This is a genomic window from Epilithonimonas zeae (assembly GCF_900141765.1).
GTDB classification, from domain to species: domain Bacteria; phylum Bacteroidota; class Bacteroidia; order Flavobacteriales; family Weeksellaceae; genus Epilithonimonas; species Epilithonimonas zeae.
The window spans coordinates 2123783-2149004 of record NZ_FSRK01000001.1; the positions used below are offsets into that span (position 1 = coordinate 2123783).

The 25222-nt window shown below is 34.9% G+C and carries 21 protein-coding genes; 7 read left to right on the forward strand and 14 right to left on the reverse strand.

Annotated features, from left to right (window positions below):
• Positions 1-14: 14 nt before the first annotated feature.
• A complete protein-coding gene (locus BUR19_RS09710) occupies positions 15-3011 on the reverse strand; it encodes a hypothetical protein (RefSeq protein WP_139297303.1) in 2997 nt (998 codons plus the stop codon).
• Between the two features lie 4 nt (positions 3012-3015).
• Positions 3016-4605, reverse strand: coding sequence for a T9SS type A sorting domain-containing protein (locus BUR19_RS09715; protein ID WP_074235138.1), 1590 nt, complete (start codon positions 4603-4605; stop codon positions 3016-3018).
• Positions 4606-5445: 840 nt separating this feature from the next.
• Here BUR19_RS09715 and BUR19_RS09720 point away from each other — a divergent pair.
• A complete protein-coding gene (locus BUR19_RS09720; protein WP_074235139.1) occupies positions 5446-5757 on the forward strand; it encodes a hypothetical protein in 312 nt (103 codons plus the stop codon).
• A 55-nt stretch (positions 5758-5812) separates the two neighbouring features.
• Here BUR19_RS09720 and BUR19_RS09725 read toward each other — a convergent pair whose 3' ends face one another.
• Complete coding sequence (locus BUR19_RS09725; protein ID WP_074235140.1) at positions 5813-7075, reverse strand: exodeoxyribonuclease VII large subunit; 1263 nt, start codon at positions 7073-7075, stop codon at positions 5813-5815.
• Between the two features lie 143 nt (positions 7076-7218).
• Between BUR19_RS09725 and BUR19_RS09730 the strand changes: the two genes are divergently transcribed.
• Together BUR19_RS09730 and BUR19_RS09735 are read left to right on the forward strand one after the other, a co-directional pair.
• The gene (locus tag BUR19_RS09730; protein ID WP_074235141.1) at positions 7219-7419 is read left to right on the forward strand and encodes a hypervirulence associated TUDOR domain-containing protein; all 201 of its coding nucleotides are present in this window, start codon (positions 7219-7221) and stop codon (positions 7417-7419) included.
• Between the two features lie 71 nt (positions 7420-7490).
• Complete coding sequence (locus BUR19_RS09735) at positions 7491-8636, forward strand: serine hydrolase domain-containing protein (protein WP_074235142.1); 1146 nt, start codon at positions 7491-7493, stop codon at positions 8634-8636.
• 116 nt (positions 8637-8752) lie between these two features.
• Here BUR19_RS09735 and BUR19_RS09740 read toward each other — a convergent pair whose 3' ends face one another.
• The 4 genes from BUR19_RS09740 to BUR19_RS09755 form a co-directional block, all read right to left on the reverse strand.
• Positions 8753-9328: a CinA family protein gene (locus BUR19_RS09740; RefSeq protein WP_083600729.1), complete on the reverse strand. Its 576-nt coding sequence runs from the start codon at positions 9326-9328 to the stop codon at positions 8753-8755.
• Positions 9329-9473: 145 nt separating this feature from the next.
• The gene (locus BUR19_RS09745; RefSeq protein ID WP_074235143.1) at positions 9474-9833 is read right to left on the reverse strand and encodes a response regulator transcription factor; all 360 of its coding nucleotides are present in this window, start codon (positions 9831-9833) and stop codon (positions 9474-9476) included.
• A 73-nt stretch (positions 9834-9906) separates the two neighbouring features.
• Entirely contained in the window at positions 9907-12114 is a 2208-nt protein-coding gene (locus BUR19_RS09750) for an ATP-binding protein (protein WP_074235144.1), read from the reverse strand.
• 31 nt (positions 12115-12145) lie between these two features.
• A complete protein-coding gene (locus tag BUR19_RS09755) occupies positions 12146-12505 on the reverse strand; it encodes a response regulator (protein ID WP_074235145.1) in 360 nt (119 codons plus the stop codon).
• 533 nt (positions 12506-13038) lie between these two features.
• Here BUR19_RS09755 and BUR19_RS09760 point away from each other — a divergent pair.
• The 4 genes from BUR19_RS09760 (at position 13039) to BUR19_RS19065 (ending at position 16058) form a co-directional block, all read left to right on the forward strand.
• Positions 13039-13956: a hypothetical protein gene (locus BUR19_RS09760; protein WP_074235146.1), complete on the forward strand. Its 918-nt coding sequence runs from the start codon at positions 13039-13041 to the stop codon at positions 13954-13956.
• Between the two features lie 204 nt (positions 13957-14160).
• Positions 14161-15279 carry a DUF4236 domain-containing protein gene (locus tag BUR19_RS09765; RefSeq protein ID WP_074235147.1) on the forward strand — a complete coding sequence of 373 codons (1119 nt, stop codon included), beginning with the start codon at positions 14161-14163 and terminating at the stop codon, positions 15277-15279.
• Positions 15280-15416: 137 nt separating this feature from the next.
• On the forward strand, positions 15417-15815 hold the full coding sequence (locus BUR19_RS19060; RefSeq protein WP_221407778.1) for an SDR family NAD(P)-dependent oxidoreductase: 399 nt from the start codon (positions 15417-15419) through the stop codon (positions 15813-15815).
• Positions 15816-15821: 6 nt separating this feature from the next.
• Positions 15822-16058 (forward strand): hypothetical protein, encoded by a 237-nt coding sequence (locus BUR19_RS19065; RefSeq protein ID WP_221407779.1) that lies wholly within the window; start codon positions 15822-15824, stop codon positions 16056-16058.
• Positions 16059-16881: 823 nt separating this feature from the next.
• On the opposite strand, the gene BUR19_RS09780 is transcribed toward BUR19_RS19065, so the two are convergent.
• The 7 genes from BUR19_RS09780 to BUR19_RS09810 all read right to left on the reverse strand — a co-directional run bounded on the left by BUR19_RS09780 (position 16882) and on the right by BUR19_RS09810 (position 25189).
• The gene (locus tag BUR19_RS09780) at positions 16882-18054 is read right to left on the reverse strand and encodes a MalY/PatB family protein (RefSeq protein ID WP_074235148.1); all 1173 of its coding nucleotides are present in this window, start codon (positions 18052-18054) and stop codon (positions 16882-16884) included.
• A gap of 11 nt (positions 18055-18065) precedes the next feature.
• Positions 18066-19631: an ABC transporter permease/substrate-binding protein gene (locus BUR19_RS09785; protein WP_074235149.1), complete on the reverse strand. Its 1566-nt coding sequence runs from the start codon at positions 19629-19631 to the stop codon at positions 18066-18068.
• Positions 19628-20545 (reverse strand): ABC transporter ATP-binding protein, encoded by a 918-nt coding sequence (locus tag BUR19_RS09790; RefSeq protein ID WP_074235150.1) that lies wholly within the window; start codon positions 20543-20545, stop codon positions 19628-19630. The genes BUR19_RS09785 and BUR19_RS09790 overlap by 4 nt, the downstream gene beginning before the upstream one ends.
• A gap of 6 nt (positions 20546-20551) precedes the next feature.
• A complete protein-coding gene (gene egtB, locus BUR19_RS09795; RefSeq protein WP_379955383.1) occupies positions 20552-21742 on the reverse strand; it encodes an ergothioneine biosynthesis protein EgtB in 1191 nt (396 codons plus the stop codon).
• 15 nt (positions 21743-21757) lie between these two features.
• Complete coding sequence (egtD, locus tag BUR19_RS09800; protein WP_074235151.1) at positions 21758-22738, reverse strand: L-histidine N(alpha)-methyltransferase; 981 nt, start codon at positions 22736-22738, stop codon at positions 21758-21760.
• A gap of 376 nt (positions 22739-23114) precedes the next feature.
• A complete protein-coding gene (locus BUR19_RS09805) occupies positions 23115-24500 on the reverse strand; it encodes a sensor histidine kinase (RefSeq protein WP_074235152.1) in 1386 nt (461 codons plus the stop codon).
• Complete coding sequence (locus tag BUR19_RS09810) at positions 24497-25189, reverse strand: response regulator transcription factor (protein ID WP_074235153.1); 693 nt, start codon at positions 25187-25189, stop codon at positions 24497-24499. The genes BUR19_RS09805 and BUR19_RS09810 overlap by 4 nt, the downstream gene beginning before the upstream one ends.
• Between the last annotated feature and the right edge of the window lie 33 nt (positions 25190-25222).

Sequence of the window (25222 nt, forward strand, 5' to 3'; positions counted from 1 at the left end):
TTTATACATTTTTTTTAATCAAAGGCAAATTTATATTTCATTTCTTTCAAAATTTTTCCATCTACATCAGTAATCCTTATTAATCTATTCATAATGTCATATTGGAAAAAATTAGTAATTCCTTTTTCATCAACTTCATTTAATTTTCCAATAAAATCCTTATACATTGTAGTTCTGATTTTTGAATTTGGGAATTGTTGTCTTAGAAGGGTTAATTGATAAGATAAAGTATGATGTTCAGAATTATTTTGTATGGTATTAACTATATTGACAGGTATCGAGTTATACTGTACATTTTCAAGTGTTGCAACAATATATTTTCCATTATAACCGTACAATTGAGTAGTATAAATCCCATCATTAGTATGCTTCTGTAAAAGATTGCCTCTGGAATCATAGATATCAAAATATTGTACAGTCATATATCTCGAATCTTGAGTAAAGCTTGAACCATTATTAATTGAAAACTGATATGAAATATCAAGATTGTCAATTAGCAAAGTTTTAAGTTCAGAAAGAAAAACGGAATTACCAACTCTTTTGTATATATTGAGCTCGCCAGAAATTACTTTATTATTTCTGAATACAACAGACTCTATAGGCCTTGATAAAATATTATTATCATTCATAAATTTTAAAGCTTCTGATTGACTACCCACGACAGGAGTACCTGCTGCAGAAAAATCAGATGAATATTTTATTCTTTTTTCATAATTATTACCTTCACTATCGTTCCAGCTTTCTTTAATGATGTAATTCCTAGAATTGTATTCTAAAGATTTAATATTCTCATAAGGTTTGTCCTGAAATCGTTCTGTCTCCGTTATTTTGTTAGCTACTTTTTCACGATTTTCGAGTATGTTATATTTTGTTATTTTGACAGCAGAATCTTTAAAAGGATTTGAACTATAAACAGGATATAATGGATAATTAGCTCTTAAACCTTCAGATTTGATAGTTGTAATTTGTCCCGATTTTACAACATCAATATACTCCTTATTAGATTCACTTATAATTTTTGATTCTTTATCAAAAATTTTTGTATTGACAAGGAAAGTATTGTTTCCATTGCTCAAGGTAGATGGCTTAAAGGGAAAATTCCCAAAATCAGTATTATTATTGTCTAGATATGGGTCACCTCCTACCAATCTGAAGTACACATTATCCGAAACCGTGTTATTAGTAATAGGTGCTAAAAAAGTATATTCTTTTTTTCCATCGTACATCGTACTAGTTTCGGTTATCTGACTATAGTTAACAGTAAAATCTCCTGCAACATTATTTAGAGGAAAAGCAAATACTTGAGTGGTATAAAAATATTTATCATAAGAAGACCAATTGCTAGAGCCTAAGTGCTCTTCTATTGGATAAGGAATCCCAGTAACTGTGACACCCCAGCCATATCTATATTTTGCCCAAGCATATTCTATATGTACTTTGCCTCCATCCATGTAAGTTACTCCCATATTTGGATTAACATATGAGAATACAGGCATATTTATGACACTACCTGTAGAAATAGAATTCTTACTGTAATTATAGAAAGTTTTATATATGTTACTATTATTATCATTATACTCAACTGAACTTACCCTTAACCCGTTACCTGTAACTTTCTTACCATCATACATAAAATCATTCAATTCATAGTTATATGTTTGTGAGCCACCCCATTTATTGGTTACTGTTTTTAAAATACAGGCTTCAGAGTTCATATTGGAGCGCCTATCTGCTCCATCAAGTTTTATATATAGATTCTCATTAAAATTTTCATAACCATAGTTAACAAATGATTTGCTTTTTGGTGATGACTCATCAATATATATTTTCGGTAGTAGCGATTGAGCATTATTTTTATTGTAAAATCCCCAAAAATCTTGTTCTTTAGATTTTCTATTAGGAAGCAATTTAGCGTCATAAGTAAAAGCTAAGTAAAATTTATTATTAAGATTAATTCTATTCAATTTTAGTCGATATTCATCTGAATTAGTTGAAGATGCTGGTTTAAAATAGTCATGTAAAAATGCAAACTGCAAATTGCCATTATTAATATCCATCTTATCTAATTTTTTCCCACCATTTATATCTGACCTTGATGACACGTTAAAATTTATAATTAACCCATTAGAAGCTGTGATTTTTGAAATTAATTTAGAATTCTTTGTAAAATCTGTGCTGGCAACATAATCATAATCATTAGCTGTGAGATATCCAGGTTTTTGAATATTTTTTCTCTCTAATTTAGATATTTGAGATGAGATACTTTCATTACTGTAATCGACATTAACTGCGTTACCAAAAATATCAGTAATATTGGTTAAATGCCAATTACTGTAATATGTTCTTGTTATTTCATTTTCATCTTCGATTTCAACCTTTCCTTTCTCAAAATTAGTTCTCTCAGTTACTGATGAAATAGCCCCAAATGTATATTTTGTGCCATCTTGATTAATAACTGTAAATGATGAGATTCTTCCGCCTGATTCTTGATTATATGATATGAGAACATCTTTATTTAAACATTGAATTTTCCTTTCTTTATCGAAGAAAAAAAGAGTTTTGAAATGAGATAGATTAATAAAAAAAATATCGGGTTCATAATCTTTTTTCAAAATATTATTGACGTGATCTTTTGAGGCCGACAAAAAATTGGTTCCTTCAATTGTTGACAAAACACTGTTAAATAAGATACCTTCTTTATTGTCCTGGCCTTTATATTCATCATCTGGATAACCTTGAACTATTCGAGAAATATTTCCGATGGAAAGATCCCAGCCCAATCCAACCCATGATGCTATTTCATTTACCTTGATTCCTCTACCCCCAGAGTAATAAAGATTGATTGGTAGATTGATATTTCCGTTTTCTATTGTGTATAGATTATAAGATATCTGAGAAGTTCCATTATCATTTGAAACAGTTTGAACTGTAGGATCTGCTGCTGAACGGAACTGAGAATTCATTAGACTAAAACAAAGTATTAAAGTACAAATAGTAATTTTTATTTTCATATTCTTATTTAGCTCCAGTTTTTAGTATCTTTTTTGTAATAACACCACTATCACTTATTATCGAGATTAAATAAATACCTTGCGGGTATCCAGCTAAATCTATTACAGCAGTAGTACTTTTAATTTGAAAATTCTGTAGTAACTGTCCACCAACGCTAATAACATTGATGTCGGAACCTTTTAACTCGTTATCTGAAATAACGTTTACAAATCTTTCTGTAGGATTAGGATAAATTTCAATTTTATGCCGTTCTTCACTGCTATTAATTATTGGATTACCTATCTTCAAAATCCAGAAATCGTTTCTCCCGTTAGAATTTATGGTTTTATCTCCTCCTTTATTTGAATTAGAAGTACCTGCCATAATTATACTTTGATCTCTGGTAAGTATTGTATTATTAAGGATATCTGTTTTGCTACCACCTATATCCTTTCTCAATTTTTCATTTCCTTTATTATCTAAATAAATTAAAGAGTAATTGTTAATCTTATCTTTATCTTCAACATTATCTTGTGACTCAGTCTGTGCATACCCCGAAACCACAATATCCCCGTTTTTATCTTCAATAGCATCAAGTAAAACATCAAACTTTCCAATATCAAAAGTCCTATCCCAAAGTATCTTACCCAGCTCATCTGTTTTTACAATCCAAAAATCGTAATCTTTACTGTCTGTACTTTTATCTTCTGATTTCTTTGAGTTGGAACGTCCTCCAAATATATAACCTCCATTACTTTTAGAGAATGATGTTAATTCATTATTCCCTTTTCCTCCAAAATTTCTTTCGTCTATAATAGTTCCATTTTTATCTAACTCTACCAAAAGATAATCTCCTTCGCCCTTAAGTTTGACAGATTTATTTCCTGATAGTGGAGAATTTGAATACCCACCTATTAAAAAATGCCCTAGATTTGTTTCAAAACAATTAACTAAATAATCATATCCGTTTCCACCAATAGTTTTTTCCCATTCAACATCCCCACTGGAATTAATCTTTACAATCCAAAAGTCAAATCCGCCAAAACTTTTTTCACTTTTATGACCAACTAACTTTGAATTAATTTCAACAGGTTCTGAATCAGAGACTGCACCAATAATATATCCTTTATCTTTGGTTTGCATAATACTTACTAACTTTTCAGTTCCTATCCCTCCAAATGTCTTCTCCCATTCTACATCACCACTTGCATTAAGTTTTAAAATCCATAAATCAGAAAATCCAATATTATCCTGTGATTTCAATCCGCCAATTCCTGAATTCGAATCCCCTCCCAATATCATTCCTCCGTCCATCGTCAAGTGCACAGTACTAAGCATATCATTACCATGACCTCCAAAACTTTTTTCCCACTCCACATCCCCATCCTCATTCATTTTTGTAAGCGTATAATCTAAACCTCCATTGTTTGAGCCAGCTATTTTTGATAAACTGCTACCCGCAACAAGGAATCCATAATCAGGAGTTGGTACAATTCTTCTTAGATAGTCACTTTGATCCCCACCATAATTTTTCTGCCAAATAATCTTTTGGGCGAATACATTGAGTAAAGGCATAGTAAATAATCCTAAAAAAAATATTTTTCTAAGTTTCATAATTTATAACAAATTAAAAAGTAAATCTTACAAACGTACTGAGAGATAAAAATCACAAGAAATGATCTTTATATTTTTTAAAGTAAAATCTATTCTTTTATTAAAGATTCCGAATAGGATGTATGCAGAAATGTGTGTGAAGCACTGACTTGAGAAAATCGTAATTAATAATTAAGTATTTCATTGGTTATTTTTTTATTTTACTAATATATCAACTTTTTCCAATAAAAAAAAATATTATAAAAAATTAACACAAAAAAAACAATAAAAACATAAACATTATAGATAATTACTCCATTAAATCTAATATGACTAACAGTATCGAAATTCGAAACACATCTTACATCTTAATTATTCATAAATCAATCTTTTCATAATGTAAAAACTTTCAAAGTAGACTTTTTAGTAAAAGGAATTGTATTTAATTGATCCCTTTTCTTCTTTAATTTATAATCTTACTATAACTGGAAATTTTTCAAAATAATACCTGTTAATGAAACTTAGGATTACCTATTGCACTATGACTCTAAAATTAATCACGGAATGGGTCGGTAATATGTTTGATATCAATTAAAGCTTGAATTGCATTTGAAAATTTTCACATTTCTAGTTCATTATCAGTCCGCACAAGACTGTACTTAATTGCAAATAGATATAAATGAGTTGATATCAAAAGCATTATAAAATGTTTAATTATTTTTTGTAATAGTGCTTTCTTTACCCATCATTTTAATCAATGATATAAATTTGTGACAGTGAAAACAACAAAGAAATTGAATTATTGGTAGATTCGAGGAGTGATCAATAAATAATAATACAAAGTAAAAAGAGATACTTAACATGAGTAAAAAAAAGCCTCACTTCAAAGCCTTATTAACCTTTCTTCCTGAAGATAATGGGGGTATTTCAACACCTGTTTCATCAGGATTCAGAACAACCGTCAGATTCCCTTTTGACAGCAAAGAATTCCTAGCCAATCACAGCTTCATTGAAACGGAGATAATTTATTCCGGAGATACAGTCAGTGCGAACATAAATCTATTAGAAGCAAAGGATGCACTAGAACAAATTTATGAAGGAATCGATTTCGATTTACTTCTCAATTCGATTATTATCGGCCAGGGCGTTATTACAAAAATCTATGCTTCATAAAATTCCAAAAAGTAAAAAGCCAATTATGCTTTGACTAAAAAAATTAAAGATTGATCTAAACCAGCTTTGCCAAGATAAATCCTATCATCAGTGCCAATACAAAAGCGATTATAATTTTTACATAATCAGTCTTGGTACTTTGCATTTGCTGATTTAACCTGATATTTTCTTTTTTGATCATTTCCAGATCGATGTTTAAAGATGCAGTCTTTTCATTAACAACAGCCAATATATTCTTGTCGTGTAGGACAGCAATTTCTTTTTTGTAAATTTCCAGTTCTTCCTGTCTTTGTTTCTGTTGCTCCGTAAAAGTTTTATTAGTATCCAACAGCTGCTTGGCAGAATTCTCCTGAAGTTTCTGGAATTCTTCTGTTCTCTTCGCCAGCTGTTCTGCTAAAGTTTTAATCTGTTCAGAATATTGCTTTGAAACATCTTTTTTAACCTCGTCAATTAATAATGCTCTTGAATTGGATTTTTCATTAGATAATTTTTCAACAATAGAATGCAGACCCGCACCATAATCGTGTGGCAGATGAAATCTTTTATCCGCTAATTTATCCAATAAACTTTCATCCACTGTATGTCCGATTGCAGTTACGGTTACTGCATCAAGATCAATAAATAATTTAGAAAGCGTTATGTCATTGAAGGTTTCCATGCTTTGACGGTCACCTCCGCCTCTAACTAAAGCAATAATATCGTATTGGTTTTTGGAAAGCTCCTGAAGTTTGGTGACCAATGATGTCGAAGAAGTGATATTGCAGCTATGGTCTGTGATATCAAAATATTTTCGGGAAACATCCAGTCCCTCCTTAAAGTCGTGTTGAACTATAGCATTATTACCATATATATTAGCTATTCTTATTGGTTGATTTTGCAGGATCTTCGTTCGGATTAAATTCTCAAGATCTCTAGAACCGTTCTCAAGTTTCTTTTGGATTAGGGAATATCGAACGACATCTTCTTCTGAAATAGCCCGTTCCTCCTGCTGTATAATCTCGTCAACAACAAAACGAAGTTCTATAGAAGAACTTTTAATACTTTTTTCTATGAATCCTTTCAGAAGATAAATCTCATTATTCTGAATCTTTGAACGTAATAAAGATGAAATTTTAACACCTAAGGAAATATTGTCAGATTCTGAAAACAGCTGATCATAATAATAGCTTCCGTAGGATTTACCATTACCAAAAACATATCTACCCTTTAAGTAAATGATATTAACTGTAGCATTTAATTTAATGGCATTATTGAATAACCCTAAAACCAGCGATGGCGAGTAAATCTGAAAAGAAGATTCAATAGCATTATTGTTCATTATATCTGATAGCTGTCAACAAAGTTATAAATATTTAATTTCTTTTATTTTTTGTGACTTGCTCAATTAGTATAATATTTGTTTAATAAAAAATACACTCTTATATTATTTTCAAATAGAAACAGCTGGTAAAAAGAAAACTTATGTTAAAAAAGGGTGACGCGGTAAAATGGAAATTCCGAAATGGAGATACAAATGGAATTATTATTAATATTCACACCAAGGACTTTGTTTTTATGAACAGGCAAAGAAGAGCTTCAGAGGATAATCCACAATACGAAGTAATGAGTGAAAAGACAGGCAAAAAAGCGGTTCATAAAGCATCTGCATTGAAAAAAATATAAGTTTCTTTAATACTATCTTATCAATTGGTATAATTTTTAAAAGGAAATTATTAAACTTAAATTATGCGACTTTGAAAAAAACTTTAGCAGCATTTTTTGCAACAGCTGGCGCTGTAGCAACTGTAATTTACCTGTCAGGATATCATTATATTTTTAAAGCTATTGGCAAAAACATCGCACCTGGCCCCATTACGCCATCTAGCGATGATGAAGAGAAATTCCCTTCCCATCTCGTTTCTAATGCTGCATCAAAACCTTGGCAGACACATCGACTTTATAATTCTTTCTTATTACCAGACACTTTAACGAAAGAACTGAGAAAGACAAGGGCTTCTTCTCTGCTGATTATCAAAGATAAGCAACTGATTTTCGAGCAATACTGGAAAGACCATCAACAATCATCAATGATGAACTCTTTTTCTATGGCTAAAGGAATCTTGTCTCTGTTGGTTGGTTGCGCCATCAAAGATGGTTACATTAAATCAGAGAAACAATTGGTATCTGATTTTATTCCCGAATATAAAAGTGACCGTTATGGAGAACATCTTACGATTTGCAACCTGATGACTATGCAGGCTGGCTATGATTGGATAGAAGAGTATAATCATCCTTTCGCTGAAAATTCCAAGCAGTATTTTGTTGAAGATCTGACAGAGCAGGCACTTAATGTGAAATTTAAACAAATGCCGGGACAAGAGTATGAGTATCAAAGTGTAGCGGCTCAGGTCTTGGGAATTGTACTAAAAAGAGCTGTTGGAAAATCTCTCGCTCAATATCTTTCGCTTAAGTTGTGGAAACCTTTAGAAATGGAATATCCAGCCAAGTGGAGTGTTGATAATAACGGAATGGAAAAAGCTTTTTGTTGCATTCATGCGACACCACGTGATTTTGCGAAAATTGGACAACTTGTATTGCAGGAAGGTAAATGGAAAGATCAGCAACTTATCACTAAAGATTTCTATGATGAAATGCTGGCACCTACAAAACATAATGATGCGTTTGGATATACACTATGGTTAGATGATGAAAGTCCGATGAAATACAGATTTTTTTATGGTTTTCTTGGTCAATTTATAATAGTAGTTCCTGAGAAAGATCTAGTCATTGTCAAAACTGGTTTTTATAACAGACTGGACGTTGATGAAAAAAAGAGACCCTTGCAGGTTAAAATTTTGGTTGAAGAAATTACAAAGTTGGTTACTGAACAAGAATCGTAAATTGTTATAGTCTCATCACTTGATTTGTACTATACAATATTGGATTTAAATCTGGATGGTATTGTGATTTCAAAATTATCACTTCTCACGTCAATCACGTAATTCCTTCAATGTCGCTATGACGCCCTACTTTCCTGCTGTTTGTCCAATTCTATTTTAAAACAGCCTAATATAAATTCTGAATAGTATAACTGCGCATTAACAGATTTAGTTCTGGAATGCAAATCCAATTTTTCAGATAGGATCTTCTCTCCTCTGTAACTGATCGCAAAATAACAATATAGTTTTCCGTTAGATTCTTCAACCGGTGATGCATAACCAGTTACCGCAATGGACCAATCTGAATTGTATAATCTGGAAACGTTCAATGCCATTGTCTCAGCAATACCCGCTGAAACACTATTACAATTTAAAGCTTGCTCCTGATTGACATCTAACAAATTAACTTTTTCTTCAAGTGTATAAGCGGTCATTCCACCCTTGTAAAATTGGGAAGCATCTTTCATCTGGGAAAATGAAAATTGCAGAAATCCAGAAGTGACGCTTTCTGCTATTGCAATTGTTTCTCCAGAGGATAAAAGCCTCTTGCCTATATACTTTAGCAGTTTATCAAGCTCAATGATAAAATAGATTAATGACCGGACTGAAAGTTCATCGGCATTCACTCCAAATTGAGAAGGTTTTACAATCATTTGTCCTGGTTTATTTATTAATGTTAACGAAGCATTACAATATCTAAACCATACTCCCCAAGAGACTATTTTTGTAATTCATAAGACAGTACGAAAAAACCGAATATTACTTTAGAGTCTATCAAATGATAATCAAAAGCTGTAATTAGGTCTTCAGCACAGCACGGATTCTCTCAAGAAGGACGACGATATCAAAAGGCTTGGGTATAATATCATCGGGAGAACAGCGGAGAGAAATATCCTGTACGGATGCGTGGGCACTCATCATAATGACAGGAATACTTTTGCTGCCGCGGATAGATTTAACATGCTGGCATAAGTCGGTTCCTGATCCGTCAGGCAACCGTACATCAAAAAGATACAGATCCGGATGAGAAGCAGTATCTCGTTTTTTAAATTCTGAAACTGAGGCAAAGGACTGCACTTCAAAGTTTTCAAGACCAAGAAATACTTCAAGTACTTCTCTGATTCCCTGGTCATCTTCAACCACATAGATTTTTTTCATAAAGGCTGTCTATCAATAATAACACCAGAAGATGCTTTACAAAGTTTAAATTATCTAATTACTATCAATGGGTTTACAATGGAAGAATAAACCAAAACGTTGTTCCCTTTCCTACTTCGCTTTCTACACCTATTTTGCCACCGTGATTTTTAATGATGTCAGCACAGATATATAAACCTAAACCCAGGCCGGAGAATTTCTGTCCTTGGTAATTGGTTCTGTAATAACGTTCAAAGAGATGTCCTATTTTATCTTCCGGGATACCCGGTCCCTGATCTCTTACACTAAACTTCACTTCTTTTTTATGCAATACCTCAGCTTTGATCAATATATCGGATTCTGGAGCATATTTGATGGCATTATTGATAAAATTAACCATGACCTGACCGATTTGCTGATGATCTGCAATCACCTCCTGATCCACATCGCCTTCAAAAGTGATTTTTTGATCCGTATTCTGAGCGAAGTTTGAACAACAGTCTTCAAAAAGCTCTGAAATAATAAATGACTGCTTATTAAGCTTCAGTTGGCCATGATCCATTCTGCTTGTATCCAATAAACCATCAATCAGCTTTGTAAGCTTATCAAGACTTTTAACGGACTGCTCAAGAAGTCTTGCTCTGGTATCTGCAGATAGTGAAGTCGTAGCTCTTTGAAGTAGCTGCAAAGAAGCTTTCAGAGCAGTCACCGGTGTCTTCAGCTCGTGGCTGGCAATGCTGATAAAATCGTCTTTTCCCTGTGAGGCCAATCGCCTCGCTGTAACATCCATAAAAGTTCCAATGCCACCTATCAAATTACCTGCACTGTCAAACATTGGCGCCGCATTAATAGAAAGATAGAATTTATCCCTGTCAGGCGGCTGAACAGCAATTTCATAATCAAATACCGGCTTTTTTGTAGTCATCATAATAGCCATAGGATGCTCTTCCGGAGGTAATGGCGTGCCGTCAATACGAAGATTCTGCCATAGAGCGTCATAGTAAGTTCGTTTTTTGATCTCACTTTCCTTAAGCCCCAATATCTGCTGAGCCATAGGATTAGCATAAACCATCTGTCCGGTCGCATCAGTTACGCCAACACCTTCTGCCATGGTTTCCAGTATTGCTCTTAAGCGCTGTTCGCTATTACGGAGACTTTCCTCCAATTTAATCTTTTCCCTAATGGTATTCTCCAGCTTTTGATTAGCTACAATCTGTGTTGTGACTTCAAGCGCCATATCTATCACACCTGTAACGACACCGTTCTCAACATAAGGTGTATAACTGAAGTTAAAGTAACCTTGTTCAAGCTGACCATTTCTATTAAGGGTTACGGGATTAGCTTCATCCGAATGTCTTAAGCCTTTTTCATAGGTATCAACTAGCATATTCGCAGCTCTCTGGCCTTTGAGTTCTGGAAGTTCTTCGAAAAGCGGTTTACCAACAATAGATACATCCTTGCCAATTAGCTCCAGCATCGTTACGTTAATCATTGTGACAATATAATCATCACCCTTTACCAGCATCATCGCTACAGGAGCCTGCATAATCAGATCCCGAAAACTCATCTCACTGGTGGTAAGCTTTTCGTTCAGTTTAACAATGGTGTCGTTCAGATTTTGAAGATCATTATTGATGCCGCTTAGACTTTTGTTTTTCAGGCTAAGATCGGAAATATCATTTTCTTGTACCTTTTTATCAAGTAACAGATGAAAGTTTTCCTGCTTCAACTGATCATTAAGAAAATAAATCTGCCGGTTAGCATTGTCAAGCTGTTTGTTCGTTGCAACATATTCTTTGTTAATGGTTGCTAAATCCTCATTGCTGGATCGCAACTCTTCATTTAAGGAATTGAGACCTTCACTGGCAACCCTCAATTGATCTTCTCGATCCTGAACGAGTTCCCAGGCTTTCTGTCTCTCTGTAACATTGGTGGCCGTATGTAGTATGCAGTACACTTCACCCTCTTTATTTTTAATAGGCTTATAAGTAAAATCAAAGAAGGAGGTAATCATTTTGCCATTGATTTCTAAAGTGGCAGCTGTGTTGTGCGCTTCGTACACTTCGCCTGTACGCCATACATTTTTGAGAAGCTGTGTAAATGGCTGCCCTTCCATTTCAGGCAAAGCATCTTCAAACCTTTTTCCGCGAACAGATTCATCTTTACCCCAGATTTCCAGCATAGCATCGTTAGCAAACTGTATATTGATTTCCTCACCTGTATAAATAGCGGTAGCATCATTCGATTGTTTAAGGATCTCGAACAATGCATCGGTGCCTAAAGCAGAAAAAAAATTAATCATGTTCAAAAATTATATCGTGAGTTTCGAATTCTTAGGCTAAATATCGGGCAATTTTTTTCTCCAGATACTCAATATCAAATGGCTTCTTAATATAATCATCAGCCCCAGAATGCTCCTTGTATTTTTTGATTTCATTGCTTGCGCTGACATACAAAATCGGAATATTCCTGAATCGATCGTGTTCTCTCAATAATTTTACAGCTTCCAATCCGCCGATATTGGGAATATGATGGTCCATTAGAATAAGATCTGGGAGAAAGTCGGTAACATCCTTGATAACCTGATTGGATGTATTGGATACCACAATATCGTAGCCCACACCCGAAAGCACGAGTTGCAACACATCAAGAATCGCTTCATCATCATCAAAAATCAAAATTCTTTTTGCCATAATACCACCTTATTTAAATTTATCCCTTTTGTGTCGGCTTATTTATTTATAACAAATATATCCTTTTTTGAGAAAGATAATTACCAAATAATTTAATTATTATGCAGATAATATTAAAATAAAAATTTATGATTATCAAATTCATATACATTATACAAGCCTCTCTCTCATTACCAATTATGCTTAGCTCATTATTACATTCAGTAACGAACTTAAACAACAGCTCATTATTATTGGCAAAGGATTATATGAAGTTGCAGCTTCATAAGCATTGTTAAGACAATCTGATTTTCAGTTCCTAATATTAATTAAAAGTCCGATAAAAAGTCCGATAAGGTAATTTCTCGTAAGATGGGACATCTTTCATCTCTTCTAAGAATTTATGCTCCTCCGCATTTTGTGGTGGTGCGTCTGTGATCAAAAAGAATTTGTTTTGATTTAAATACTTCGTGAACTTATGATATAAATCTTTATTTTTATAAAGTAGTTGATATCTCTGCACTTTACCAATCCCACGAAAATAAAACTTAGCAATGATTACTAATTTACCAAGTCATAATGACTTCGAAAAAGTTGCAAAAGAATGTTTTCTTCAGGCTATTGAATCATTCTTTACAATCTACAGCAATTATAAGGAATACGATGATGAAAATATATATGAAGAAGTACCTTTGAATATAATTTGGGAGCATAATCTACCAATATCAAGAACAGCAATTATTTTATTACATCAAGGTATTGAAACTTATATGAAAGGAGTAATTGTTAAAAGTTCGCCTTATTTACTCCTCGAACAAAAAAGGTCTGACTGGCCAACACTACCCAACAGCCATCATAAAAGCTACGATAGTTTATTTACAATAGCTGGTGAAAATCTATTACACACATTCTGTGCAGTGTGCGACGACATTCAACTAGATCAAAAAACAATAGATTTTATTGAAGGCGTTCGCAAAAAAAGAAATTTAGCAATCCATGGTAGTGGTGTATATATTAACTCTGCTGAAGAAATTATATTAGATATACTAAAGGCTTATACTCTATTTTTCGGAAAAGCAAGTTGGTTTGTTGATTTGAAGGAAGGTAGACAAAAAAATCCTCTTTTTGGATATTATGATTGGGATTTTGAGAGTATCCAATCTTATAAATATCTAGATTTTCTTGAAGCAACGATAGGTGTCACCAAATTGAAGTCTTTTCTTTCTTTTGATATTGTAGGAAGAAGATACATTTGCCCTACTTGTTTATTTGAGATGACAAGAAAAAATGATTATATGAAAAGTAAATGGGCTTTTCTAGCGCCTAATGATAAGTTCTCAAGTACAGTTTATTGTATAAATTGTAATCATGATAATGAGGTCGAAAGAATTGATTGCTATGTTGGTGATTGCAAAGGTAACGTTATGAATATGGAAGGAATTTGCCTATCGTGTGGGGAACAACAATTCTAGGCGGGATAATAATCGGTGTAAAAATTAAAATAATCGATTTAATGGTAGTTAAATGAGATCATTTTCAAGTTTTGAATTTTCAATCTTATAAGATTTGACAATGAAAGGATTTATGAACAATTATTAGCAAAGTATGGTTTTCCGTAAAAAATCCGAACGGCCGTGATTTAGATTTGTACTTACAAACACTATTAAAATTATATCATGGCTTGGTCATATAGAAAAAGAATCAAAATAATCCCAGGTGTGCATTTGAATTTCAGCAAAAGCGGTATCTCTACAAGTATTGGCGTGAAAGGTGCAAGTCTCAATTTCAAATCTTCGGGAACCAGACTAAACACCAATGTTTTGGGATTTTCAAATTCATACGATCTCTCAGGACGATCTTCACAAAGACGGCATCCTCAATCTTATCCTAATCCACAACCTACTTACAAAGAGTTATCAGATAATATCTTCAGTGCAGATCTGCATGAAATCACCTCGCAAAATATGATGGGAATCAAAGAATCTATTTTGGTTGCCCAACAGCAAAAAGCAGAACTGCAGGCTGATTTAAGGAAAATGAAAACTGCACTAGGCTATAGCAAAACCAAGAAAATAGCCAGCTATCTTTTTATCTACGGCCTGATCAACAAAACCGTTGTCCCGAAAATAAATGAAGACATCAATGCTCAAAAAGAAGCCATCAAGGAAACACAAATCGTGATTGATAATTCAGCCGTCAATATCGATATCCAGTTTGATGATCCCACGAAAAAGAAATTTGATCGGCTGTATAACGCTTTTAAAAATTTGAGTGCATCCCATCGGATATGGGATATTACCGGCGCGCACTATCAAGATCGGGTAGCTACCCGCTCCAGTGCCAGTACCGTTGTCAACAGAAGGGATGCTAAGTTCGGATTTCGATCTCTTCCCATTATCAAATCTAACTATGAGGCACTCTACTTTCAAAATATAAATGGTGCTGACCTATACTTCTACCCCACCTTTGTCCTAATGTATACCAATAATCAGAACTTTGCCCTTGTAGGGATTGACGAACTCAGCCTGATATTTTCGTCTGTCAGTTTTACTGAAACCAGCAGTGTCCCAAGAGATTCGAAAATCATCCGGAAAACCTGGGCTAAAGTGAATAAAAACGGAACGCCTGATAAGCGATTTAAAAGCAATTATCAAATCCCTGTCGTGCAATATGGAAGACTTAAATTTTCTAATTCAACAGGTTTAAATGAAGAATATCAAATCAGTAATTTTGAGGCTACGGAAGCTTTTGGCAATGCTTTTCTAGAGTACAGAAGCGCATGTAAGGTTTTGTAAAGATAACTCTTATAATCTATAAGTAAACTATACTGCATATTGTAATCTTTGATTGGGCTTCAACTAGTTTTGATTGAGATACATCCGTTGTTATTTTTATTGGCAACTTTGCTTCATCAGTTAAAAATATTAAAATTATGCAGAATAATGAAAATAAAGTAGCCCTGGTATCGGGTGCCAACACTGGTGTAGGATTTCAGATTGCTAAAGCGCTTGTAGAGAATAGCTACACCGTTTATGTAGGCTCTCGTGACCTTGTAAAGGGTGAAGCTGCTGTTCAGGAGCTGGGCGGATCGGCAAAAGCAATTCAGCTGGATATTACGGATTCAGGGTCTATTCGTTCCGCAGTAGAGATCGTTGAAAAAGAATACGGTTATCTGACCTTATTGGTCAATAATGCAGCGATCTCCCATGCTGGTATTCCCGGACGCACTTTGGAAGAGATTATGGGTGCACAGCGTGCCAGTATAGCACCTATTGATGAGCTTAAAACAGTTTGGGATACGAATGTATTCGGAACATTAGCGTTAACATAGGCCTTGTTGCCCCTGTTACATCAAGCAGATAATGCAAGGATCGTGACGGTTTCAAGTGCCTTGGAATCGCTTACGGCCAATGCCAATCCGGAAAATCCTTACCGTTCTAATTTTGATGCTGTATATGGCGCTTCGAAAACGGCGCTTAACGGAATATTTTCTTTCACTTGCTATCGACTTGGAGAACACCGGCATCAAGGTGCATCTGGTAAGTCCGGGATTTACAACTACGGCGCTCAATAATTCCAGGGAACGGACTCTGTAGAGGAAGGTTCGAAGGAACCGATCCGGGTAGCTTTGTCGGAAGACCTTCCGACCGGGAGCTTTACAGGCCCTGCCGATTTCAGTGGGAAAGATAATATTCTTCCCTGGTAGTTTTTAGTATAACCTATGATCTTTGGTCATAGGTTTTTCATACATTTATAGTATGAAACCCAAAGAAGACAAATTGGTCCGCTTCATCTCGATATCTGAAAGCCATCAGGCTTTTGGCCTGCCCGCACCGCAGCATCCACTCATCAGTCTAGTCCATTTTAATAAGGATAATCCTTTTAATACGGCAATGTCACCAATCTACGATGTCCTGAGTTTTTATAAGATCTCTTTTATTACAAAAAATAAAGGAAGACTCAAATATGGCAGGATCAATGAATCTCAAAACCTAATGACTTACAGATACATAATATCTGAAAACAAAAATGATTTCAAAACAATACGCCGAAAGTTTCGTTTTCGCTCTATGGAGGAAAATGAATCAGAGATATCTTCTGCCAGTATTGATAATATGAAAAAACACCGCTTACTAAGGTTGTTATTATATCAAAGGACAGTGCACAGAAACTCAGTTTGATAAAATCCAAGTTCACAGAGCTGGAAAAATGGAAGTATCCTTCAGACCAAGAATTTGTCCAAAAGTTCTTTTTAGACGATAAAAGCCAACTCATCATTATAAATCATAAAAAATCATCTCTTGACAAAATTTTGGAAATGATTGATTAACGATGATATACATCAATATCCAGATGGTCATTTCAAACTAGATAGTAGAAGTCGGCATAATAGCATATCAATATGCGTTTTTAATCTTACTGACTGCATTTTTTAGTCTGTTTAATCCATCTGACAGTATTTCTCTTGGGCATCCGATATTGATTCGTAGAAAACCTTCACCTGCTTCGCCGTACATTGTACCGGGATTGACCCAAAGTTTTTCTTCCTCAAGCAAGATTTTGTATAATACTTCAGAACTTGTATTTAAGGAATGACAGTCCAGCCATACGAGATAAGTGGCTTCTAAGGGAATGACTTTGATATCAGGCACATTGTTATCGATGTAGTTTTTCAGATATTGTAAATTCTGATATAAATAGTCTTTCATTGCTTCCATCCACCCGGCTCCGTTTTTATAGGCAGCGATTAATGCTGTTACGGCAATAGAATTGGGATAACCCGACTCCTGAATTTCGAATGTTCTTTGGATTTTACTTAGAATTTCTTCATTCTTAGAAATGACATATGAAATAGGCAAACCTGCCAGGTTAAAAGTTTTGCATGGTGAGCCGCAAGTCACTGCCTTCAGATTATATCGTTCAGCAACCGATATGAACGGTATATGCTGATGCCCTTCATATACAATATCGGCATGCATCTCATCTGAAATGACCATCACCTGATGTCTGGAGCAGATTTCAGCGATGCGTTCCAGTTCACTTCTTTTCCAGACTCTTCCTACAGGATTGTGAGGATTGCACAAAAGTAACAGCTTGCTTTTAGGATCTGATGCTATGAGTTCTAGGTCATCGAAATCGATTTGGTAATGACCGTCTTTGTAGACCAGATTATTCTCTGACATCCCGAATCCGCAGTTTTCTATAAAATGATAAAAATGGTTGTAAACGGGAGGCTGGATAATGATGGTGTCTCCGGATTTGATAAATGTTCTTAAAATAGCTGATAATGTCGGGATCATTCCGGGACCGGGCAGTATATGATTTTTTTTGATGGGATACCGGTGAACTGATTTCCACCAATCTATAACAGCATCATAAAACTCAGCGGGTATGCTGCTGTAACCAAAAATACCTTGTGCTATCTTTTTTGAAAGGGCATCTGTGATTTCAGGTGCAGTTTTAAAATCCATATCGGCAACCCACATTGGCAAAATAGCTTCATCCACAGCGTCCCACTTAATAGAGTGCGTCCCTCTTCTTTCTATAATCTCATCGAAATTGTATTTCATTTTAAAATTTATTACTGTGAATCCAGATAGTTCTTTAAATCGGAGATGGTTTTAATCTTCAGTTGTTCGGCCTGCTTTCTCCTCATCATCAGAGCATAGGCATTATTGAAGCCAAGGGGCTGGAGCCATTCCATGCCATATTGCTTTTTAAATTCCGACTGGACATAATCGTATGTCTTTTCAGGACTTTGCGTGACATGTTTTAAAATAGATTCCGATGGTTTGAGAAGAACCAAAAGTCCAGTTCCGGTGTATTCAGGGTAAAAATCAATGGCATCATTCATCAGGGCATCGAAGCAGATTTTAGTGCCGCCCAGACCTGTCTTTGTTTCGACTTTGTTATTGGTGTAGCCTTCGATAAGCATTTTGTACATTTCCACGAGGATGTATTGTTCACCGAAGATTTTGGAGCCAATTCTTAATGTTCCAGAGTTGCCTTTTTGTGGTGTTTTGTACAGATTATTTTTTATAAGGAAATCTCTGGCAATTTTTTCAGGTGTCTGATGGAGGTAATCTGATTTATAATTCAGATCTGTCATAATCGAATCATTCAATTTTCCGCTTAACATATTCAAAGTTTCTTTGAGTTCAGGAAATTTCTGTAAAGTTTTTTTTTTAATGATCGGCGCTGCAAAGTATGGTGGAAAAATGGTTTTATCATCTTTCAGGACATAGAGATCAAAGGCTTTGATTCTTCCGTCCGTTGAATAGCCGCTGATCAGATCGAGTTCTTTTTCGTAGATTGCCTTGTACATTATCGCATCACTTACAACTACGGGATTGAAATCGAGATGGTACACAGATCGCAGTCCCAAGTCGCCATCCTGCCTGCCCATAAACTCTGGTGTGAAACCTGCTTTTAAGTGATTGTCTGAGTTTGAGTTACTATAATAAATGACAGCAAAAATAAGTACAATAACAGGAATCCAATATTTTAATCTCTTCAGATAGCGGTAACCTGCTTTTTGCAACAGTGCAATTGTCTGATCCAGAATAATAGCCAGTAAAGCTGCAGGTATGGCACCTGCCAAAATCATATTGGTATTGTTCAGGGAAATGCCACCAAAAATAAATTCACCCAGACCTCCTGCCGCAACAAAGGAAGCTAAAGTTGCCACGCCGACATTGATCACCGCTGCCGTCCTGATGCCTGCTATAATCACAGGCATTGCCAACGGAAGTTCTACTTTTAAAAGCATTTGTTTCCGGTTCATTCCCATGGCTTTAGCCGCTTCTATAACTGTTGGATTGACTTCGGTAATTCCTGTATAGGTATTTCTTATAATTGGTAACAGGGCATAAATCAGTAAAGCCACAATGGCTGGCGCGGCACCAATTCCGAAGGCTGGGATCATAAAGCCTAATAAAGCAATGCTTGGAATGGTCTGCAGTATTCCGGCAAATCCTAATACAGGACTGGCCAGCTTTCTTTTTTTTGCAATTAGAATTCCCACAGGCAGGCCGATGGCAATGGCTAATAGCAAAGATAAAAAGGTCAGTCCCAGATGCTGTGTGATTTGGATCAGTAATTTGTCATGCTGATCCGAGATAAACTGCCAAAGACTTTGCTGTGTCATAACATCTGGAGTTTTCTGTACTGGTTAAATGCTCTTACAAGCGTTTCGTAATCTTCATTCAGAGAATGATCTGAACTTAGCTTCTGCAGGATGGTCCATATATCTGTATCATCTGAGAACTGGAAGTTTGTGTCATTGTTGAAATTGGTTAAAGATTTTAAATCGCTGTAGAGTGTTGTTTTATACTCGAGAAGCAACCGGTTTTCTGAAAAGAAATTTGTCACGAAATCGTTTTTAGCTTGGTACAGCATTTCTTTAGGTGTTCCTGTCTGAATAATTTTTCCCTGGTTCATCAGACATATCCGGTGTCCCAGTTCAAAAGCTTCCTGAACATCGTGGGTGACCAAAACAATGGTCTTATTTTTTAGTTCTTCTAACGATTTAAACTCTTCATGAATATCGGCTTTTGTGATATTATCCAATGCTCCAAACGGTTCATCCATCAGCAGAATTGGCGGATTGGCGATCAAAGCTCTGGCAATCCCCACTCTTTGTTGCTGCCCTCCGCTTAGCTCATTGGGAAATTTATCGAGAATATCTAGTGTTAGATGTAGTTTGTGAAGTAGTTCTTCAGTTCTGGTTGCCGTCTTTTTTTTATCCCATTTTAATAAATCAGGAACTACAGCAATATTTTTCTGAATGGTATAATGGGGAAACAGACCGGAATGTTGCATGACAAAACCCATACCCATTCGTAAGTCTTCCACTTTCTGCTCACGGATATTTTTTCCATTGATGTGAATGGTTCCGGCATCAGCATCGATAAGGCGGTTAAGCATCTTCAGCGTGGTGGTTTTCCCACAGCCGCTCGTTCCTAACAGCACCAATATCTCCTTGTCATTAGCCTGAAAAGAAATATCATCGACTGCGGGTATTCCTTCAAATAATTTAGAAACCGATTCTACTGTAATCATCTAACACTATTTAGCCAAACGAATCCCTGTAAATTGCCACTGTAAATGGGTCGAAAAAAAATTACGGTAGGTATTTCTGCTGTGCCCAATCGGTGTCGCCACAGAAGCACCGCGCAAAACAGTTTGGTTCACCATAAATTTTCCATTGTATTCGCCCACTGCGCCAGCTTCTTTTTTAAATCCCGGATATGGTAAATAGGCACTATTTGTCCATTCCCAGCGTTTTCCCCATTCAAAATGGTTACTTGCCACCTCCCATTCTGCTTCAGTAGGCAGACGCATTTCTTTCCAGGATGCGAAAGCAGACGCTTCAAAGAAATTGATATGACAAAGCGGTTCATCAAGATTAATTTCCTGCAACCCGTTTAAAGTGTAATTCATCCATTTCCCATCGATAAAATGCCAATATAATGGGGATTTTGTTTCATTTTGTTTGACCCAATCCCAACCTTCAGCATGCCAGTAACGGAAATCTTGATAGCCATTTGCTTCGATAAATTCCAAATACTCCCGGTTGGTAACCAGCTGGCTGGCCATTTCAAAATCATTAAGATAAACTTTATGCCTTCCCAGTTCGTTATCAAAACAAAAACCTTCTCCCTGGAAGCCAATTTCATAGACACCTTCTGAAAAACTAATGAATTCACTTGTATTAATTTTTATACTTGGAGAGATTAGGTCGTTCTTATAAGCAGGGAATAAGGGATTGTGGCCTAAAATATATTTAATATCTGTAAGTAATAATTCCTGGTGCTGCTGTTCGTGGTTTAGCCCTAATTCCAATAATGACTGCAAAGATTCTGTTAAATAATCGCCTTGTAGGAATTCGATCATTTTTTCATCAACATAATCACGGTACCGATAAACATCTGAAACGGATGGGCGGCTGAGATTACCTCGGTCTGTACGGATAACGTGTGCGCCTACCGTTTCATAATAGCTGTTGAAAACGAAATTATATTGCGAATCAAAAACCTCATAACCCGGAAAATTAGGTTTCAGGATAAAGGTTTCAAAAAACCAGGTTGTATGACCCAAATGCCACTTGGGCGGACTCACATCAACAATAGGCTGAACAACATAGTCTTCTATTTCAAGAGGTCTGCAGATTTCAATGGACTGGTTTCGGATTTGTGTATATTTTTCTGCCCAGTTTCTTACGGGCATTGTTTTCTTTGGTAGTTGATCTGTTCTCATAATAACCAATTTAAATTACACCATCCAAATAGAATCTACGAACCAGTTTTTAGAATCATTAATTTCTGTAAGAATGTGAAATCCTGAATCTTTTGCCAAATCTTTAACATCCTGTTCTGAAAATTTCTGTGAGATTTCCATATCGATCAATTCATTTGCTTTAAAATAAATTGAATGATTGTTAATCTTGACTTTTTGGTCACAAAGACTTACGAGAAAACTTTTGCAAGCTCCTGAAATGGGGTCATAAGTCTGATAATGCTGAAACTGTTCCACGTCAAAATCGGCATGGAGTTCACGATTGATTCTTGTGAGGAGATTAAGGTTGAATGACGCCGTAATTCCTGCAGAATCATTATATGCTGCAAGAATCGTATGGGGATTTTTTTTAAAATCAAAACCTATCAAAAACAAATCGCCGGGATTGAGCTTTCTTCTTACTTCACTACAAAAACGACGGGCTTCTTCAATATCCATATTACCGATATTTCCTCCTAAAAATAATACAACCTTTTTTCTGTTTGAAATATAAGTTGCTTCGTCCAACATATCAAAATATTGACCCTCTAAAGGAATAATTTTTAGTTCGGGAATTGTTCGATTCATATTTTCCTGCAATACACTTAGAATATTTCCTGAAATATCGATAGGCATGTACGTAAAATCTGTTGATTTTGCCACAAGATCTTTAAGAAGAAAAGATGATTTCATTGCATCCCCAGCCCCTAATTCAATCAGGTCAAAAGATTCATTAATATTGGATATGGCTTTGATAAGTTCGTCAGTTTTATTCTGAAAAATATCTAATTCGCAATTGGTGAGGTAATACTCCGGCATTGCCATAATTTGTTGAAATAGACGGTCACCAGTTTCATCGTAAAAATATTTTGAAGCTAATCTTTTGGGATTACTAGACAGACCTTCCAGAACCTCCGAACGAAAGCTATCAGAATGCTTACTTTTACACTTAAGTTCCTTTTGTAACTTTACAATCATAGTTTATATTTTGTTTGGTTTTTAGCTAAATACAACTATCTTGCCGCAACAGCGAATGCTAATGCCTGTTCATCTAACAGCATTTATCTTATCACAAAAAAATTTACAAATACCTTTTTGTAATTGTCATTAATTAACCCACTAAATAGCTCACACAAACAACAGTTGTCTGCATGTAATTGAAGTAAAGCTGAAACAGACTTAAAGGTTATTTAAGTTCGGAAGAAACGTCGATATGAAGTTTATTAAGATAATCCATAAGCTCATGATATTAATCTTTTAAACACCATCACCTCACTGGTCGGCAATACTGCAAAACATTAGAGGGTAAAATTGATAGAATTCCAGAAACCTTATTTAATAATTCAAGATTAATCTAGACTTGGAATTTTTTGTAAGATTTAAAATCGACAATAAAAACCGTTCCTTCTGAACGGACGGACTTTAATGATATTTCTCCTTGATGTACTTCAATAATTCGGGATACGATGGATAATCCAATGCCATTTCCTTTTTGATAATTTTTATTATCGCCTCTGTAAAACAAATCAAAGACTTTTGACTGATCTTCCACTGAGATTCCAATGCCCTGATCTATAAAATTAATTTTTAAATTTCCGTTTACCACTTCAATTTCTACCAGACAATATTGATTTGAAGAATATTTGCAGGCATTTTCCATTAAATTTAGAAATGCAATTTGTAACAGGTATGGATTTCCCCAAAAATCATAACTGTTTTCTTGATTATCAGCCAATCCATTGACATAATTAATCCCCACCCTGTAATCCGGATTTTTCTGTAGTAACGCAATTTTAGCCTCTGCTAAAACCTCATCCAGCCGTAGATTTACAAAACTTATTTGTGATACATCATAACTGGCTCTTGCAAAATCTAACAGAGCGGATGAAAGCTCCGAAGCCTGTTGCGCATCCTGCAAAGCATTATCAACTGAGTTTTTATAATCTTCTAAGGTTGTATTTAATTCCTTAGCTAATTCCAGTTCTGTTATAAGTATTGAAAGTGGTGTTCGGAATTCATGGGAAATAGTCGTTACAAATTGCTTGTGGTTATTGAAAGATTTTTCTAAACGGTTGAAGGTCGAATTAAATGTTTCCGTCAATTCATAGATTTCATCTTTAGCCTTTGGTACAACCAATCTTTTGTGGAGGTTATGTTCAGAAATATCTCTTATCTGAAGAATGATATCTTTCAAAGGTTTTAAAGTATAATAAGAAAACAAAAAACCAATAATGAAAATAACGGCGATAGAGATAAAATAAATGACAATAACATCTTTTTTAAATTCCTTAATATGTGCGATTCCCGTAACATCTATTGCGCTGCCGATAATGTAAAACTCATTATCACCAAACCTATATTTAAAAGCCATATATTGACGTTCCTTTCTATGCCAGGTGATTTGATTTTCTTTTGATTTTATCAGTTGATTTAGATAATAGTGGTTTTTAGAAGAAGGATTGATATCAGTAAAAATTAATTCTTTTTTGCTGTTGTAAACACTGATATCAGCTTCATTTAGCATTTTTTTGTTGCGTTCGTGAAGCTCCTTAATTTTTAAATTATCAATTTTAGCATCGAAGATAAATTCTGATCTCCAAATAATCTTGTAACCCAATCGATCGTTAAACTCATCTTCCCTATTTTTCTCGGAAACAAAATAAAGCACATATGCAAAAACGAAAAGTATTCCAGCAGTCAGTAAAGCGTAAATGAGCGCTGTTCTTGTGGCTATTTTCATTTTAATTGATTTGTGAAAATAAATCCCATCGCCGGTTTTGTATGAATTAGTTTATCGTCAAAATCTTTATCAATTTTTTTTCTGAGATAAGCAATATAGACATCAATGTAATTAGTTCCTGTATCAAAATGATTTCCCCACACATTTTCACCGATTTCATCTCGAGTTAAAATACGTTCCGCATTACTCATCAGAAAAACCAAAAGCTTGAATTCCTTCGGTGTGAGATTGATCTCCTTCCGGTTTCTAAAAACGCGATTGGTATTTTTATCAATTAGAAGATTGTGATATTCGATATAATTAGAATCTTCATTTTTCAATTGTGAGGAAGACTTTCTTACAAGTATAGCTTTTATTCTGGCATAAAGTTCTCTGATTTCAAATGGCTTCACCATATAATCATCTGCCCCTGCATCAAAACCTTCAATCTTTTCATCAATAGCTCCCAAAGCTGTTAACATAATTATAGGGAGTTCTTGATTTTTTTTCTTGATCAATCTACTCAATTCGATTCCGTTCATTTTGGGAAGCATAATATCTGTTATTACGAGGTCAAACTCAATTCTATCTATCATCACTAATGCATCTTCTGCATCTTCCGAAATGTAAATCTGATAACCCTGACTTTCCAGACCTCTTTTCAAAAGTGCAGATACACGGACATTATCTTCTATAATTAAAACCTTCATCGGTTAATCTTTAAATCTTACACAAAGGTATCT

What these genes read in the sequence shown, in the direction of transcription:
- BUR19_RS09710 (WP_139297303.1), bottom strand. Translation starts at nt 3,011, where the DNA reads ATGAAAATAAAAATTACTATTTGTACTTTAATACTTTGTTTTAGTCTA.
- BUR19_RS09715 (WP_074235138.1), bottom strand. Translation starts at nt 4,605, where the DNA reads ATGAAACTTAGAAAAATATTTTTTTTAGGATTATTTACTATGCCTTTA.
- BUR19_RS09720 (WP_074235139.1), top strand. Translation starts at nt 5,446, where the DNA reads ATGAGTAAAAAAAAGCCTCACTTCAAAGCCTTATTAACCTTTCTTCCT.
- BUR19_RS09725 (WP_074235140.1), bottom strand. Translation starts at nt 7,075, where the DNA reads ATGAACAATAATGCTATTGAATCTTCTTTTCAGATTTACTCGCCATCG.
- BUR19_RS09730 (WP_074235141.1), top strand. Translation starts at nt 7,219, where the DNA reads ATGTTAAAAAAGGGTGACGCGGTAAAATGGAAATTCCGAAATGGAGAT.
- BUR19_RS09740 (WP_083600729.1), bottom strand. Translation starts at nt 9,328, where the DNA reads ATGATTGTAAAACCTTCTCAATTTGGAGTGAATGCCGATGAACTTTCA.
- BUR19_RS09745 (WP_074235143.1), bottom strand. Translation starts at nt 9,833, where the DNA reads ATGAAAAAAATCTATGTGGTTGAAGATGACCAGGGAATCAGAGAAGTA.
- BUR19_RS09750 (WP_074235144.1), bottom strand. Translation starts at nt 12,114, where the DNA reads ATGATTAATTTTTTTTCTGCTTTAGGCACCGATGCATTGTTCGAGATC.
- BUR19_RS09755 (WP_074235145.1), bottom strand. Translation starts at nt 12,505, where the DNA reads ATGGCAAAAAGAATTTTGATTTTTGATGATGATGAAGCGATTCTTGAT.
- BUR19_RS09760 (WP_074235146.1), top strand. Translation starts at nt 13,039, where the DNA reads ATGATTACTAATTTACCAAGTCATAATGACTTCGAAAAAGTTGCAAAA.
- BUR19_RS09765 (WP_074235147.1), top strand. Translation starts at nt 14,161, where the DNA reads ATGGCTTGGTCATATAGAAAAAGAATCAAAATAATCCCAGGTGTGCAT.
- BUR19_RS19060 (WP_221407778.1), top strand. Translation starts at nt 15,417, where the DNA reads ATGCAGAATAATGAAAATAAAGTAGCCCTGGTATCGGGTGCCAACACT.
- BUR19_RS09780 (WP_074235148.1), bottom strand. Translation starts at nt 18,054, where the DNA reads ATGAAATACAATTTCGATGAGATTATAGAAAGAAGAGGGACGCACTCT.
- BUR19_RS09785 (WP_074235149.1), bottom strand. Translation starts at nt 19,631, where the DNA reads ATGACACAGCAAAGTCTTTGGCAGTTTATCTCGGATCAGCATGACAAA.
- BUR19_RS09790 (WP_074235150.1), bottom strand. Translation starts at nt 20,545, where the DNA reads ATGATTACAGTAGAATCGGTTTCTAAATTATTTGAAGGAATACCCGCA.
- egtB (WP_379955383.1), bottom strand. Translation starts at nt 21,742, where the DNA reads ATGAGAACAGATCAACTACCAAAGAAAACAATGCCCGTAAGAAACTGG.
- egtD (WP_074235151.1), bottom strand. Translation starts at nt 22,738, where the DNA reads ATGATTGTAAAGTTACAAAAGGAACTTAAGTGTAAAAGTAAGCATTCT.
- BUR19_RS09805 (WP_074235152.1), bottom strand. Translation starts at nt 24,500, where the DNA reads ATGAAAATAGCCACAAGAACAGCGCTCATTTACGCTTTACTGACTGCT.
- BUR19_RS09810 (WP_074235153.1), bottom strand. Translation starts at nt 25,189, where the DNA reads ATGAAGGTTTTAATTATAGAAGATAATGTCCGTGTATCTGCACTTTTG.